We start from the raw sequence: 14,507 nt of genomic DNA, 5'->3' as shown, positions 1-14,507 counted from the left end.
AATGTCTAGAATCACGCTTGATCCCATCACCCGAATCGAAGGACATCTGAGGATCGATGTCGAAGCAAACGGCGGCAAGGTCACCAACGCCTGGTCCTCCGCCCAGATGTGGCGCGGCATCGAGGTCATCCTCAAGGGGCGCGCCCCCGAGGACGCCTGGAGCTTCGTACAGCGTTTCTGCGGCGTCTGCACCACCGTACACGCCATCTCGTCCATCCGTGCCGTTGAGCACGCCCTTGATGTGGAAGTGCCGCTGAACGCGCAGTACATCCGTAACATCATGATCGCCCAGCACTCGGTGCAGGACCACATTGTCCACTTCTACCACCTCTCCGCGCTGGACTGGGTTGACATCGTCTCCGCGCTGAAGGCCGATCCCAAGAAGACCGCGCAGATCGCGCAGAGCATCTCCGACTGGCCGGGCAACTCCGAGAAGGAGTTCAAGGCAGTGCAGGACAAGCTGAAGGCCTTCGTGGCCGGCGGCAAGCTCGGCATCTTCGCTACCGGCTACTGGGGCCACCCGGCGATGAAACTTTCCCCGGAAGTGAACCTGATGGCGGTCGCCCACTACCTGAAGGCCCTCGACTACCAGAGGAAGGCTTCCCAGGCCACCGCGATCCTCGGCGGCAAGAACCCGCACATCCAGAACCTCGTGGTTGGCGGCGTCGCCACCGCGATCAACACCGAGAACATCGCGACCCTTAACATGGAGCGCCTGATCTACCTGCGGACCCTCATGGAAGAGACCCGCGACTTCGTCCAGAAGGTCTACTACCCGGACCTCCTCGCCATAGCCGGTGCCTACAAGGACTGGTTCAAGTACGGCGCTGGCGTCACCAACTACATGGCGGTGCCGGAGTTCCCGGAAGACACCAAGAACACCAAGTTCCAGCTCCCGGGCGGCGTGGTCATGGGTGGCAACATCGGCGGCATCAGGATGGTCAAGGATCACCGCGACGACTACCTGATCAAGAACATCAAGGAGAACGTCACCCACGCCTGGTACGAGGGTAACGGCACCCTGCATCCGTGGGACGGCGAGACCAAGCCGGACTACACCGACTTCAAAGAAAACGGCAAGTACTCCTGGTGCAAGGCTCCGACCCTCGATGGCAAGCCGGTCCAGGTCGGTCCGCCGGCTCAGATCATGGCCGCTTACGCTGCGGGCAACCCGAAGGTCAAGAAACTCGTCGACGGCGCCGTTTCCACCCTGGGCATCTCCATGAAGGACATCCACTCCACCATGGGCCGTCTCTTCTGCCGCGGTGCTCGCGCCCACGTCATGGCCGACCTGTCGCTGGAGAACCTGGACAAGCTGATCGCCAACATCGCTTCCGGCGACCAGACCTATGCTAACCACACCGTGATCCCGAAAGGCGAGTACCGCGGCGTCGGCTTCCACGAGGCTCCGCGCGGCACCCTGTCCCACTGGATCGTGATCAAGAACAAGAAGATCGAGAACTACCAGGCCGTCGTTCCTTCCACCTGGAACGCGGCACCGAGAAACGACAAGGGCGAGATGGGTCCGTACGAAGCATCGCTGATGGGCAACCCCATCGCCGACGCCAGCAAGCCGCTCGAGGTGCTGCGTACCATCCACTCCTTCGACCCGTGCATCGCCTGCGCCGTCCACACCGTGGATCCGGAAGGGGCGGAGATCACCAAGGTCAAGGTACTGTAGCAAAACAGGGACTAGGTGCCGGGGGTAGGGGCTGGTAAAACGGCTGCTTGGCTCCCGGCCCCTCCGTTCCCGAATCAGGGGCCGGGACCGGAAGACAGTGGTTAGGAAAGTTTGGGTTGGGGGCTGCAAAAAATCGGCAATTCCAAAAGGCTTAAGGGGCGCGCACCAGCGAAAAAAGCTTGTGCCGCCGCCGGTACTCGTTTAATTTAGAGCCTGGTTTTGCTAGCCCCCAGTCCCTAGTTCCAAGCCATGGTTTTCCCCCCGGCCTTTTCTTTTTTCTGGAGGTTACATGCAGGTCCTCATCTATGGCGCTGGCAACCTGATCCTCTCCGACGAGGGGTTCGGCGTCCATTTCGTACGACATTTAGAGAAGCACTACCAGATCCCGGAGAACGTCGAACTCTACGACGGCGGTACCCTAGGCATTATGGTGCACTTCAAGTTCGAGGAGGCCGACAAGGTCATCCTGGTAGACGTGGTGCAGGCCAAGGGCGAACCGGGTGACATCTTCCGCTACGAGCGCGAAGACATCATGCTCAAGAACATACCGGTCAAGATGTCGCCGCACCAGATCGGTTTGCAGGAGATGCTGCTGATCTCTGAGATGCGCGACGCACCCAAGCCCGACCTCACCTTCTTTGGTATCGTTGCCAAGTCGCTCGACCCGGGCGACCAGCTCACCCCGCCCCTTGAGGCAGGGCTCGAGAAGGTGGCGGCCCTGGTGGTCGAGGAACTGGCCAAGGTGGGCGTTGAACTGAAAAGGAAAGATGCCTAGCTCTCGTCCCTCTCCCCGGGAGAGGGTGCCCGAAGGGCGGGTGAGGGAGCTGCCGGCTCTGATCATGTGCCCTGTGCCAAAGCCCTCACCCTAGCCCTCTCCCGGAGGGAGAGGGGATTTTGGAAAAACGGCTGATCCGGCGCTCCGGGTCAGCGTTGCAAAGGAGAACGATATGTTTGGATTTGGTTTGCCCGAGTTGATCATCGTAGCCGTCATCCTGCTGGTGGTGGCCGGTCCCTGCAAACTGCCGCAGTTCGGCCAGGCGCTGGGGAGCAGCATCAGGGGCTTCAAGAAGGCCATGAACGGCGAGGACGTGGTCCAGATCAACGAGAAGAGCGATAAGAAAGACGCCTAATCCGGAGGTTGAAACGATATGTGCGTAGACTGCGGCTGCGGCCCGAACCACAACCACGATCATGATCATGACCACGACCACGACCACGACCATCACGGACACGGTCATGGGCACCACCACGGTCACGACCACCATCACGGGCATGACCATGACCATGGCCATCACCACGGAGAGGGGCATAAGCACCACCATCACCACGAGCATACCGGCGAGGAGAAGCCTGCCCGGAAGGTGGTGATCGAGACCGACATCCTCGCCAAGAACAACAGGATGGCGTCGGGCAACCGCGCCTTGTTCCGCGAGAAGGGGCTGTTCGTACTGAACCTCGTTTCCTCTCCCGGTTCGGGCAAGACCACCATCCTGGAGCGGACGCTGAAGGATCTGGCCGACACCTGCCGCTGCGCCGTGGTCGAGGGTGACCAGCAGACGGACAACGACGCCATGCGTATCGCCGCAACCGGCGTGCCGGTCAAGCAGGTGAACACCGGCGCCGGCTGCCACCTCGACGCGCACATGGTGCTGCACGCCACGGAGAGCTTCGACCTGGACAACCTGGACCTGCTCCTGATCGAGAACGTTGGCAACCTCGTGTGCCCCGCTTCCTTTGACCTGGGCGAACACCACAAGGTGGTCGTCCTGAGCGTCACCGAGGGCGAGGACAAGCCGCTCAAGTACCCGCAGATGTTCCACGCCGCCGACATCATGCTGCTCAACAAGGTCGACCTGCTTCCTTACCTCGATTTCGACGTCGAGAAGTGCAAGGAGATGGCGCGCCGGGTCTCCCCGGGTATCCACATCCTCGAGGTCTCTAGCAAGACCGGCCAGGGGATGGACGAGTGGTACGCCTGGCTCAAGAAAGGGATGGAGCGGTCCAAGGCCTAGTCCGGACCTTTCGGTAACGAGATGACCTCACGCGAGCGTGCCAGCCTGGAGATCGACGGCATCGTGCAAGGGGTGGGCTTCCGCCCCTTCGTGTACCGTCTCGCCCTGCGTTTTGGGCTCTCCGGTTGGGTGCGCAACACCGGCAAAGGAGTCCAGATCGAGGCGGAAGGGGATGGGAATGACCTGCTAGCCTTCAGCCACGCACTGCGCGAGGAAGCACCCCCGCTGGCCGTGATCGGCTCGCTCAAGTTCGAGAAGATCACGACAGCCGGTGGCGAGGGCTTCGTCATCCTCGACAGCGCCAAGGCGGGGAAGGGCGGCGAGATATCCCCCGATTGCGACGTCTGCGACGACTGCCTCGCCGAACTCTTCGAACCGGGCAACCGCCGGTACCTCTACCCATTCATCAACTGCACCAACTGCGGCCCGCGCTATTCCATCATCACTGGCATCCCCTACGACCGTCCCGCCACCACCATGGCCGGCTTCGCCATGTGCGATGACTGCCTGGCCGAGTACCACGATCCGCTGCATCGCCGCTTTCATGCCCAGCCTAATGCCTGTCCGGTCTGCGGCCCCCGCCTGAGCCTTTACGATCGCGAGGGAGTTGCCGTGACTGGGGATCCGTTGCGGCAGACAATCGAGGCACTGAAAGAAGGTGCCATCGTTGCCGTGAAAGGGGTGGGGGGATACCATCTCGCCGTTGACGCTTGCAGCGAGGCTGCGATCGGGTTGTTGCGTCGGCGCAAAAAGCGGGACGAGAAGCCTTTTGCCATGCTCGCCGCCGACCTCGACTCCGTGCGCCGCTACGTGCACTGCTCCGATCTGGAAGGACGGTTGCTCGCCGGGGTGGAACGGCCCATCGTCCTGACGAGGAAACGGCTGCAGACACCGATTGCGGAGCTGGTGGCTCCGGGCAACGGCTGGTTCGGGTTCATGCTGCCGGGGAACCCCTTGCAGCACCTGCTGGCGCGTGGCTTTGGTCGTCCGCTGGTAATGACCAGTGGCAACCTGTCCGACGAGCCCATCGCCTACCGGGATGACGAGGCGCTCCGTATGCTCTCCGGCATCGCGGACCTGTTCCTGACCAACGACCGCGAAATCCACATGCGGACCGACGATTCGGTAATTCGCCTGTACCGGGGCGAGCCACTCTTTTTACGCCGCTCGCGTGGTTACGTGCCGCGTGCGCTGGCACTTCCGGGCGAACAGGCGAGCGTGCTGGCGCTGGGTGCGGAGCTGAAAGCAACCCTCTGCCTCACCCGCGGCCCCCAAGGCTTCATGAGCCAGCATATCGGCGATTTGAAGAACGCAGCGACCATGTCGTCGCTGGAGGAAAGCGCGGGGCACCTGCAGCGGCTGCTCGAGATTACTCCCGACGTCGTAGCCCATGACCTGCACCCGGACTACCTCTCCACGGTGTACGGGCAGGGGCTGGGATTGCCGTGCATCGCCGTGCAGCACCACCACGCACACATGGCGTCCTGCATGGCCGAGAACGGCCTTGACGGCGACGTGATCGGCGTGGTCCTGGACGGGACCGGCTACGGCAGCGACGGCACTATCTGGGGAGGCGAGTTCCTGGTCGGCGGTTATAAAAGTTTCCAGCGGCGCGGTTACTTAGCCCAGATGCGCATGCCCGGCGGCGATGCAGCGGTCAAGGAGCCGTACCGCATGGCGCTCTCGGCGCTGTACCGGTTACACGGTGACGAGCTGTTCCGGCAGCCGCTGGCCGTCTGCGATGAAGTGCAGGAGGCTGACCGATCGCTCTTTTTGAAGATGCTGGAGAAGGGAATCAACGCGCCGCTCACCTCGAGCTGCGGCAGGCTTTTCGATGCCGTGTCGGCTCTGCTTGGGGTGCGGCACCGGATCAGCTACGAGGGGCAGGCCGCCATCGAGCTGGAGGCGCTGGCGGAAACGGGGAGTGCGAGCGAGCCGTATCCGTATGTGGTGACAGGGGAGGGGGGGGAGGTCCTTGACTTCGGCCCGACCATCGCCGCCATCTGCGCTGACCTTGCCGCCGACAGGAGTTGTTCCAACATTGCCCGTGCTTTCCACCGTACCGTCGCGGCTGGGATCGTTGAGATGTGCGGACGGATCAGAACCGGAAGAGGGCTGGATCGGGTGGTCCTGTCCGGCGGGGTGTTCCAGAACCGGCTGTTGACCGAGGACGTCGCGGAGCGGTTGGCGGCCGAGGAATTTAGAGTTTATTGCCACCGGCTGGTGCCGCCCAACGACGGCGGCCTCGCCCTCGGCCAAGCTGTCATCGCAGGCAACCTTTTTCGGAGACAGTAATGCTTTTGCTCCTCCCCCTCCGGGGGCGGGGACCCAGGCAAACCTTGAAAGACGAAACGGATACGAACGCGGATATTGTAAAAAGGAGTCCGAAGATGTGTGTAGGTGTACCGATGCAGGTGATCAGCATTGATGGCGACTTTGCCATGACCGAGGTCGATGGCGTGAAGCGCGAAGCGAGCCTCATGATGCTGGACCAGGAAGTTAAAGTGGGCGATTTCGTCATCGTTCACGCCGGCTTCGCCATCTCCAAGCTGGACGAGGAAGATGCAAAGGCAACCCTGGAGTTGATGCGTGAAGTCTACTCGCCGGAGTTGATGGGATGAACTACTCCGACAGCTTTCGCGATAAAGAGTTGGTGCAGGGATTGGCGCGGCGTATCGCCGAGCTGACCAAGGGGGTGGAGAAGCCCCTGGTCTTCATGGAAGTCTGCGGCACGCACACCATGGCGATCTACCAGTTCGGCCTGAGAAGCCTGCTCCCGCCGCAGGTGAAGCTGATCTCTGGCCCGGGCTGCCCGGTCTGCGTCACCCCCAACAGCTACCTCGATCGGGCCATCGCGCTATGCCGCCTCCCCGACGTTATCATCACCAGCTTCGGCGACATGCTCCGCGTACCAGGCTCAAGCTCCTCGCTAATGGAAGAGCGGGCCAAAGGGGCCGACATCCGTGTCGTTTACTCGCCGCTGGACGCCGTGCAGCTCGCCGCCAAGAACCCAACTAAGCGCGTCGTCTTCCTCGGTGTCGGCTTCGAGACCACCGCCCCGACCATCGCCGGCAGCATCCTGGCGGCCAAGGCGCAGGGACTTACCAACTACTTCGTGCTCGCCTCGCATAAGACCATGCCGCAGCCGATGGCGATCCTGTCCGCGGACCCGGACCTGCAGGTGGACGGCTACATCTGCCCGGCCCATGTCAGCGCCATCATCGGCGCCGACGCTTACCGCTTCCTGTGCGAGGAGTACAGGGTCCCCTGCGTGGTGACCGGCTTCGAGCCGACCGACGTCCTGCAGGGCGTGGAGATGCTGGTGCGCCAGGCGTTGGCCGGTGAGAGCAAGGTGGAGATCCAGTACTCGCGCGTGGTGCGTTGGGAAGGTAACGCCAAGGCACAGGCGATGCTTGCCGACGTGTTCACTCCCTTCGACGCCCCCTGGCGCGGCATCGGCGTGCTCCCCGGCAGCGGGCTGAGGATCGCCGACAAGTATGCCGAGTTCGATGCCGAACTGGCCATCCCGGTGCAGGTGGAGGAGCTCAAGGAGCACAAGGGGTGCCTGTGCGGCGAGATCCTGAAGGGTAAGGTTTCCCCCTTCGACTGCCCGCTCTTCGGCGGCAAGTGCACCCCCGAGTCGCCGGTAGGCGCCTGCATGGTCTCCTCCGAGGGAACCTGCGCAGCCGCCTTCAAGTACGGCCGGTAAGAAAAAACTCTGTTGTCAGACCAGTCCGGCAAGTCCGACTGGTCCGACAAGTCTGACCAAAAAGGAGACCCCCTTTGAACAACGACCTCATCCTCCTGGGCCACGGCAGCGGCGGGAGGCTTTCGCACCAGCTCCTCGACGAGCTGATTATCCCGCAGCTCTCCAGCGTGCCGGTCGCCGGCCAAAACGACGCGGCCCTGCTCAATATCGGCGGCATCAAACTCGCCTTCAGCACCGACTCCTACGTCGTGGACCCGATCTTCTTCCCTGGCGGCAACATCGGCGACCTCGCCGTCAACGGCACGGTCAACGACCTGGCCATGATGGGCGCCCGCCCCTTGTGCCTCTCCGTCGGCTTCATCCTCGAGGAAGGTTTCTCCAAGGCCGAACTGGCGAAGATTCTTGCGTCGATGCGCGAAGCTGCTGAAGCAGCCGGGGTCGCCATCGTCACCGGAGACACCAAGGTGGTGCCGAAAGGGAAGGGGGATCGCATCTTCATCAACACCTCCGGCATCGGGGCCGTGGAGCACAACCTGCATATAGACGGCGCCTCGGCGCAGGTGGGCGACAAGGTCATCGTCAACGGCTGCATCGGCGACCACGGCATCGCCGTTCTCTCGGCTCGTGAAGGGCTGGAGATCGACAGCGGTATCCAGAGCGATTCGGCTCCCCTGAACGGGCTGGTGGCGGACCTTCTGCCGCTTGGTCCCGCGCTCCACGTGCTGCGCGACCCGACCCGCGGCGGCGTGGCGACCACCCTCAAGGAGATTGCCCTGCAGTCGGGCGTGACCATCACGCTGGACGAGAAGAGCCTCCCGATCAACCCGGGGGTCAAGGGAGTTTGCTCCATCCTCGGGCTCGACCCGCTCTATGTTGCAAACGAGGGGAAACTGCTGGCGTTCGTGGCGCCGGACCAGGCTGAAGCAGCCCTGGCGCGGATGCACCGCCATCCACTGGGGAAGGATGCCGCCATCATCGGCGAGGTCACCGAGACTTCAGCCGGCAAGGTGCAGATGGAAACCCTGGTTGGTGGAGTGAGGGGAGTGGAGATGCTGGCGGGAGAGCAGCTGCCCCGCATCTGTTGAGGCCGCGGCGGCCTCGACCAACTCCCCTGTTTTTGGCAGGTATATCGGGACCCTTCTCAGTCGAGAAGGGTCTTTTCAAATTGCAGTCCCATCCCCTGGTCGGTGATCCTGACCACCTTCGCCTTTAGGTCGCAGAGCACCTGCGGCGTCAGCGTGTGGTAGATGGTCACGGCTACCATGTCGTTCTGCTCCAGCTTGTGTGCCGCCGTCACGAAGACCCCCTTCATGCTGAGGTTTTCAACCTCTCCCTCGATGGTGCGGTCGCCCTGGTGAAGGTTCGCTTTCGCGTGTAAGGCCAGCCTGGCGAAGTTTCTTTTTTCCTTGTACATCGCCCCTCCTTTTTAGTCCTTCATTGGTTTTTTGAACGGCGATTTCGGCGCAGACGTTAGTGTAGTCTAATCTTTTTTATTTGCAACAACCGCAAAAAAAGTTCTCCGGCAGCATTAGCGTCCGTCTTGCGCACCCTCATGACTCTGCTATCATCTAACCTTCATTTGTTACTATTAATGTAAAGCTGGGGGTGCATGATGACCGAAGACGACAGGATGGTGCAACGGGCATTTGCAGTCATAGCTCCGCCGGCGCATCACTATTACCCGATCACCATCGCCCACGGTAAGGGGACGGAAGTCGTCTCCATCGACGGCAGGCGCTTTCTCGACTTCTCCTCCGGACTTGCGGTCCTTAACTTGGGGCACAACCATCCCAAGGTGATCCAGGCGGTCAAGAAACAGGTGGACCACTACCTCCACGCCGGCGGTATCTACTACAGCGAAGCAACGGTAGCGGCCGCCGAGGAACTGACCTCGGTCACGCCCGCCGGACTGGACATGCTGTTCTTCGGCAACTCCGGTGCCGAGGCGGTCGAGGGAGCCCTCAAGTTGGCGCGCTACACCAGCGGCCGTCAGGCAATCGTCTCCTGCACCGGGGGATTCCACGGGCGCACCATGGGGGCCCTCTCCCTCACCAGCAGCTCCTCCGCCTACCGCAGGCGTTACCATCCGCTGGTTCCCTCCGTGTACCAAGTCAGCTACCCCGCCTGTTTCATCTGCTCGTGCGGCATGAACGCCGAGGCGTGCGGTGGCAGATGCCTGGAGGAGTTGGACCGGCTCTTCCAGCGCCAGGTGCCACCGGAGGAGGTGGCCGCCATCATCGTCGAGCCCTTCCTCGGGGAAGGAGGCTACTACCCGGCCCCTAGGACTTACCTCAAGGGGTTGCGCAAGATCTGCGACGAGTACGGCATCCTGCTCATCTTCGACGAAGTGCAGTCCGGAGTCGGCAGGACTGGGAAGTGGTTTTGCTGCGAGCATGCCGGGGTCAAGCCGGACATTCTGGTGACCGCCAAAGCACTCGCCTCCGGTCTGCCGCTCGGGGCAGTGGTCGCATCCAAGGAACTGATGAAGAAGTGGGATTCCCCGGCGCACGGTTCCACGTTCGGGGGGAACCCTGTCTCCTGCGCGGCCGCCTTGGCGACGTTGCAGTCGATCAAGGAAGAGGGGCTTCTAGACCGTGCCTGCGCGGCCGGCGCCAAGATGGTTTCCTACCTGCAGGAAGTGGCCATGCACAACCCGAGCATCGGCGATGTCCGGGGGATGGGGTGCATGATCGGGGTGGAATTCGTGGACGAGGCCGGCGCCGCTGACGGCAGGCTGTGCCAAAACCTGATTGACGAGTGTCTGGCCAAGGGGTTGATCCTGATCGGCTGCGGCTTGCAGCGTAACGTGGTCCGCCTGATCCCCCCACTGAACGTGAGCGATGCCGAACTGAAACAGGCGCTGGGGATCTTGTCCGATGCGTTGGTTGAGTTGACCAGGAGGAAGAGTTGAAATGACGGGGCCCGGCAGCGACAGGCGGTGCTGCCGGGTGAGCAGGTCGATCTGATCAGGCGGGGGGAGCCACCTCGGGTTCGTGGTACTTGTCCATGATCTCGAAGGCGCGCTTCACCCGGGACACCACGCGGATGGTCATCACCGGCTTCGCGATGAAGTCGTGGAACCCGGCTTTCAGCGCGCGGTGCTCCTCCTCGGGGGACGCCTTCGAGGTAAGTAGGATCATGGGAGTTCCGGCACTGGCCGGGTTGGCCTTGATGGCGCGCATCAGGGCGTAACCGTCCATCCTGGGGGAACTGGCATCACACAGGATCAGGTCAGGCTTTTGCGAGAAGGCGATTTTTAGCCCTTCCACCCCGTCCCGCGCAATGAAAACCTGGTATCCCTCCTTCTTCAGGGCACCTTCCACATCGCAGTTCATGGCGGAGTGGTCGTCCACCAGCAGGATCTTCATCTCTGCCAGTGCCTGGGCCTGCTGGCCCAGCGCCTCGCGCAACTCATCCTCGGTAATCACTCCCATCTCCAGAAGCGCTTCACCAAGCGTCAGGCCGCAGCTTTGCTGCCGCGCCAGGGCGCGATCCAATGTTTTTACCGTTATGATGCCGGACTGAACCAGCAACTGTCCCAAGGGTATCTTCATGATAAGGTACGCCTTTTACGGTAATGAGAATTTATTAACATCGCAAATAATACATTCTTCTTTAAAAAATACAAAACAAAAAAAGAGGCCCCGGTTTCGGGGCCTCATTGGGTTGCGCAACGTGCGACGGTGGTTTAACGGATGTGCTGCTCCGGGTAGGCGCCGATGCTGTGGATGGAGAGGTCGGCACCGGCGAACTCTTCCTCCTGGCTCAGCCTGATCCCCACGGTCTTGGCGAGCACGCCGTAGACGATGAAGCCGTTGACCAGGGCGAAGACGATGGCGGAGAGCGAACCGAGCAACTGGGAGACGAAGGTGACACCGCCCATACCGCCCAAGGCCTCGTGCCCGAAGATGCCTGCGGCGATGCCGCCCCAGGAGCCGATGATGCCGTGCAGCGGCCACACGCCCAGCACGTCGTCGATCTTGAGTTTCTCCTGCTCGATGTGGAAGCCGTACACGAAGATCACCGAGGCGATGGCGCCGGTCACGAAGGCAAACAGCGGATGCATGATGTCGGACCCGGCGCAGACGGCAATGAGGCCGGCGAGAGCGCCGTTGTGCACGAAGCCCGGGTCGTTCTTGCCGGCGATGAGGGCTGCCAGCACGCCGCCTACCATGGCCATCAGGGAGTTGACCGCGACGATGCCGGAGATCTTGTCCAGGTGTCCGGCGCTCATCACGTTGAAGCCGAACCACCCGATGGCGAGGATCCAGGAGCCTAGGGCCAGGAAGGGGATGTTGCTGATCGGGATCGGATGAGATTTGCCCTTGATGTAGCGTCCCATGCGCGGTCCGAGGATGAGGACGGCGGGAAGGGCGAGCCAGCCGCCGATGGAGTGCACTACCACGGAACCCGCGTAGTCATGAAACTCGGCACCGCCGAACTGTTTGAAGAGCCCCTGCAGGCTGGAGCAGTTCTGCCCCCAGATCAGGGATTCGAAGAGGGGATAGGTGAGGCCGGCGAAGATGGCGCCAGCAATGACCTGCGGCCAAAACTTGGCGCGTTCGGCGATGCCGCCGGAGATGATGGCCGGGATGCAGGCTGCGAAGCAGAGCAGGAAGAAGTAGTGGGTGATGTCATAGCCCTGGTTCGGCCCCAGCAGTTCCTTTACCGGTCTGAGGAAGCTGATGCCGTAGGCGATGGGGAAGCCGATCAAGAAGTAGACCACGGTCGAAACGGACCAGTCGGTCAGGATCTTCACGAAGGCGTTTACCTGGTTCTTCTGACGTACCGTTCCCACTTCGAGAAAGGCGAATCCGGCGTGCATGGCAAACACCATTACCGCGCCGAGCATCAGGAAAAGTACATCACTGCTGTTGGCCAGAGTCGTCATCGTCGACATCCCGTTCATTTGCTACCTCCGTTGGTATCTCGCTCCCCGTCGTTGGAGAACGCCACACACAAGCAAGCAGTTTGCCAAGCCGATATCTCTTTGAAATAACATTGGTGGCAGTTCTTCGCTAATGAGAGCGTCGCGCTAGTTTGCCTGTAAAATGGGCAGCAGTGCCTAAGCCGTGGGCAGGATTTAAAGGTTGACCTGTAAACAGCCAACGGGTAAATTTGTCCACACTTTCGCCGGAGGTTCCCCGTTGTCGCGCAAAACCGCACTCATCGCCTGTACCGACCTGTCCGGGTACTGCTATGGTGAACAGCACCCGTTCAAGGTGCAGCGTTACCGCTTGGCGCGTGACCTGATGGGCGCTTACGGACTGCTGAGCCTCCCCGGCATGACCGAGGTGCGGCCCCGTCCGGTGAACGAATCGCAGCTTTTGGGGGCGCACCGCGCCGACTACCTGGACCGGTTGCGGGAGTTCAGCGCGGCGGAGGAACCAAGAGCGGACTTCCGCTACGGCCTCGGCGACGTGGAGAATCCTGTCTTTCCTGGCGTTTACGACTGGGCCTGCCTCGGGGTCTCCGGCACGCTGGAGGCGGCGCGCCTGGTTGCCGATGAAGGGTACGATGCCGCCTTCAACCCGCTGGGGGGCTACCATCACGCCCAGGCGGGGCGGGCATCAGGCTTCTCCTACCTGAACGATGCGGTAGTCGCCATCAACTACCTCCTGGAACAGGGAAAGACGGTTGTCTATCTGGACCTGGACGCCCACCACGGCGACGGGGTGCAGAACGCCTTCTACGGTGACGACCGCGTGCTCACCATCTCTCTGCACGAAAGCGGGGTCTACTTCTTTCCCGGGACCGGGTTCGAGAACGAGACCGGCGAGGGAGCGGGGCAGGGGTACTCGGTTAACCTCCCGCTGTTGGCCCACACCGACGATGCCTTGTTCATGAAGGCCTTCGACGAGGTCGCCTTCCCCCTGATCGCCGCTTTCGACCCGGACGTCCTCTTTACCCAGCTTGGGGCGGATACCTTCAGGACTGACCCGCTCACCCGTCTCGAGGTGACCACCCACGCCTATTCCTATATAATGAGGAAACTGCGCGCCCTGGAGATCCCCTGGGTCGCCGTGGGGGGAGGGGGGTACGACCAGATGAACGTGGCGCGGGCCTGGACCATCGCCTGGGGCATCATGAACGACCGGGAGCTTGCCCCGCGGCTACCCGCTTCCTTTGTCGAATTGATCTCACAGCTTGGCTACCCGCACCGGATGCTCCTCGACGCCATGCACTGGGCCGAGGAAGACGACCGCAACCGGGCGCTCGACGCGGTGGAAAAGAGCATCGCCTACGTGCGCGACCACATCTTCCCGGTCCTGATCGGCGACTATGGCAAACACTACCGGACATAAGGTGTTGATCGACAGCGGGGGAAGGCAGCTTTTCTCCCTGTACGACATTAACCGGTTGCCTGCCGTGGAGAAGGAGGCGATCTACCGGTCACTTCTCCCCGAGCGCCTGCTGGAGTTGATCCGGGACCGGGGCAGCGTCGAGGTGATCGCACCTGAGGGACTGCGCTTTCTGCGCCTGGTAGCCCGCCGGGCTTGCGAGGACCGTGATCCGGTGTTCTTCCTGGAGCTTTGCGATACGCATCACGGCCAGATGGAGCTCTCCTTCTGCACCATAGCGGATCCGACGGCGCCGCGTTACGACGTGGACCTCGACGAGCACGGGAAAAACAACATCTTCGCGACCCTCGGGCGCAACCTGGCGGAAGAGGAACGCGCCATGGAGGCAGGGCTCTTCCCGAACCAGACCCGGCGCGGCCTGAGGATGTTTGGCGAGTTTCTGCCTCTTCTCGAGCGCTTCACTGAGGCGCTCGGGATGCAGCTCATCGTCGGCGAGCCCCTCACCTACGACAACGCGATCCGCTACGAGAAGTACGGCTTCGACTATACGGTGGGCAAGAGACTGATGCAGGAGATCGACGCCGGCTTTGCACCGGGCGGCATCCTGTACCGGAGGCTGGACGGCTCCACCCCGTTCCGGCGGCCGGGAATGGAAAAAAGCGTACTGGGGCGCAGTTGGGCCATCCACGACGGCATCCTCGACGAGCCCTGGGACGAGGTGCGCATCTACAAGACCATCGGCGTGCATGCCGGTGTCAACACGTTTCCCGGGCGGGAGCGTTAGCGGAAAAAGGAGTGCGTTT

At 62.0% G+C, this 14,507-nt stretch carries 14 protein-coding genes; 11 read left to right on the top strand and 3 right to left on the bottom strand.

What is annotated here, in order from left to right; genetic code table 11:
• Nucleotide 1: 1 nt before the first annotated feature.
• From K7R21_RS10040 to hypE, 8 genes are all read left to right on the top strand, one after another.
• Nucleotides 2-1,681, top strand: coding sequence for a nickel-dependent hydrogenase large subunit (locus K7R21_RS10040; RefSeq protein WP_224983114.1), 1,680 nt, complete (start codon nt 2-4; stop codon nt 1,679-1,681).
• A 289-nt stretch (nt 1,682-1,970) separates the two neighbouring features.
• Complete coding sequence (locus K7R21_RS10035) at nt 1,971-2,456, top strand: HyaD/HybD family hydrogenase maturation endopeptidase (RefSeq protein ID WP_224983113.1); 486 nt, start codon at nt 1,971-1,973, stop codon at nt 2,454-2,456.
• 172 nt (nt 2,457-2,628) lie between these two features.
• Nucleotides 2,629-2,811 (top strand): twin-arginine translocase TatA/TatE family subunit, encoded by a 183-nt coding sequence (locus K7R21_RS10030; protein WP_224983112.1) that lies wholly within the window; start codon nt 2,629-2,631, stop codon nt 2,809-2,811.
• Between the two features lie 18 nt (nt 2,812-2,829).
• A complete protein-coding gene (gene hypB / locus K7R21_RS10025; RefSeq protein WP_224983111.1) occupies nt 2,830-3,693 on the top strand; it encodes a hydrogenase nickel incorporation protein HypB in 864 nt (287 codons plus the stop codon).
• 21 nt (nt 3,694-3,714) lie between these two features.
• Nucleotides 3,715-5,988, top strand: a complete 2,274-nt coding sequence (gene hypF / locus K7R21_RS10020; protein WP_224983110.1) for a carbamoyltransferase HypF — start codon at nt 3,715-3,717, stop codon at nt 5,986-5,988.
• Between the two features lie 95 nt (nt 5,989-6,083).
• Entirely contained in the window at nt 6,084-6,314 is a 231-nt protein-coding gene (locus K7R21_RS10015; RefSeq protein WP_216498374.1) for a HypC/HybG/HupF family hydrogenase formation chaperone, read from the top strand.
• The gene (gene hypD, locus K7R21_RS10010) at nt 6,311-7,402 is read left to right on the top strand and encodes a hydrogenase formation protein HypD (protein WP_224983109.1); all 1,092 of its coding nucleotides are present in this window, start codon (nt 6,311-6,313) and stop codon (nt 7,400-7,402) included. Before K7R21_RS10015 ends, hypD begins: the two co-directional genes overlap by 4 nt.
• A gap of 74 nt (nt 7,403-7,476) precedes the next feature.
• Entirely contained in the window at nt 7,477-8,487 is a 1,011-nt protein-coding gene (gene hypE, locus K7R21_RS10005; protein ID WP_224983108.1) for a hydrogenase expression/formation protein HypE, read from the top strand.
• Between the two features lie 56 nt (nt 8,488-8,543).
• On the opposite strand, the gene K7R21_RS10000 is transcribed toward hypE, so the two are convergent.
• Nucleotides 8,544-8,816 carry a PilZ domain-containing protein gene (locus K7R21_RS10000; RefSeq protein ID WP_224983107.1) on the bottom strand — a complete coding sequence of 91 codons (273 nt, stop codon included), beginning with the start codon at nt 8,814-8,816 and terminating at the stop codon, nt 8,544-8,546.
• 198 nt (nt 8,817-9,014) lie between these two features.
• On the opposite strand from K7R21_RS10000, the gene K7R21_RS09995 reads away from it, so the two are divergent.
• Nucleotides 9,015-10,313: an aspartate aminotransferase family protein gene (locus tag K7R21_RS09995; protein WP_224983106.1), complete on the top strand. Its 1,299-nt coding sequence runs from the start codon at nt 9,015-9,017 to the stop codon at nt 10,311-10,313.
• Between the two features lie 55 nt (nt 10,314-10,368).
• Here the strand turns inward: K7R21_RS09995 and K7R21_RS09990 are convergent, their stop codons facing one another.
• Together K7R21_RS09990 and K7R21_RS09985 are read right to left on the bottom strand one after the other, a co-directional pair.
• Entirely contained in the window at nt 10,369-10,956 is a 588-nt protein-coding gene (locus K7R21_RS09990; RefSeq protein ID WP_224983105.1) for a response regulator, read from the bottom strand.
• A gap of 134 nt (nt 10,957-11,090) precedes the next feature.
• Nucleotides 11,091-12,311 (bottom strand): ammonium transporter, encoded by a 1,221-nt coding sequence (locus K7R21_RS09985; protein ID WP_224983104.1) that lies wholly within the window; start codon nt 12,309-12,311, stop codon nt 11,091-11,093.
• A gap of 238 nt (nt 12,312-12,549) precedes the next feature.
• Here K7R21_RS09985 and K7R21_RS09980 point away from each other — a divergent pair, with 238 nt between their 5' ends.
• Together K7R21_RS09980 and K7R21_RS09975 are read left to right on the top strand one after the other, a co-directional pair.
• Nucleotides 12,550-13,707 (top strand): acetoin utilization protein AcuC, encoded by a 1,158-nt coding sequence (locus K7R21_RS09980; RefSeq protein ID WP_224983103.1) that lies wholly within the window; start codon nt 12,550-12,552, stop codon nt 13,705-13,707.
• Nucleotides 13,685-14,488 carry a hypothetical protein gene (locus tag K7R21_RS09975; RefSeq protein WP_224983102.1) on the top strand — a complete coding sequence of 268 codons (804 nt, stop codon included), beginning with the start codon at nt 13,685-13,687 and terminating at the stop codon, nt 14,486-14,488. The genes K7R21_RS09980 and K7R21_RS09975 overlap by 23 nt, the downstream gene beginning before the upstream one ends.
• Nucleotides 14,489-14,507: the final 19 nt, after the last annotated feature.

It is taken from the genome of Geomonas agri, from assembly GCF_020179605.1.
Lineage (GTDB): Bacteria > Desulfobacterota > Desulfuromonadia > Geobacterales > Geobacteraceae > Geomonas > Geomonas agri.
This window is presented reverse-complemented; position numbering and strand designations above follow the sequence as displayed.

What these genes read in the sequence shown, in the direction of transcription:
- K7R21_RS10040 (WP_224983114.1), top strand. Translation starts at nt 2, where the DNA reads ATGTCTAGAATCACGCTTGATCCCATCACCCGAATCGAAGGACATCTG.
- K7R21_RS10035 (WP_224983113.1), top strand. Translation starts at nt 1,971, where the DNA reads ATGCAGGTCCTCATCTATGGCGCTGGCAACCTGATCCTCTCCGACGAG.
- K7R21_RS10030 (WP_224983112.1), top strand. Translation starts at nt 2,629, where the DNA reads ATGTTTGGATTTGGTTTGCCCGAGTTGATCATCGTAGCCGTCATCCTG.
- hypB (WP_224983111.1), top strand. Translation starts at nt 2,830, where the DNA reads ATGTGCGTAGACTGCGGCTGCGGCCCGAACCACAACCACGATCATGAT.
- hypF (WP_224983110.1), top strand. Translation starts at nt 3,715, where the DNA reads ATGACCTCACGCGAGCGTGCCAGCCTGGAGATCGACGGCATCGTGCAA.
- K7R21_RS10015 (WP_216498374.1), top strand. Translation starts at nt 6,084, where the DNA reads ATGTGTGTAGGTGTACCGATGCAGGTGATCAGCATTGATGGCGACTTT.
- hypD (WP_224983109.1), top strand. Translation starts at nt 6,311, where the DNA reads ATGAACTACTCCGACAGCTTTCGCGATAAAGAGTTGGTGCAGGGATTG.
- K7R21_RS10000 (WP_224983107.1), bottom strand. Translation starts at nt 8,816, where the DNA reads ATGTACAAGGAAAAAAGAAACTTCGCCAGGCTGGCCTTACACGCGAAA.
- K7R21_RS09995 (WP_224983106.1), top strand. Translation starts at nt 9,015, where the DNA reads ATGACCGAAGACGACAGGATGGTGCAACGGGCATTTGCAGTCATAGCT.
- K7R21_RS09990 (WP_224983105.1), bottom strand. Translation starts at nt 10,956, where the DNA reads ATGAAGATACCCTTGGGACAGTTGCTGGTTCAGTCCGGCATCATAACG.
- K7R21_RS09985 (WP_224983104.1), bottom strand. Translation starts at nt 12,311, where the DNA reads ATGAACGGGATGTCGACGATGACGACTCTGGCCAACAGCAGTGATGTA.
- K7R21_RS09975 (WP_224983102.1), top strand. Translation starts at nt 13,685, where the DNA reads ATGGCAAACACTACCGGACATAAGGTGTTGATCGACAGCGGGGGAAGG.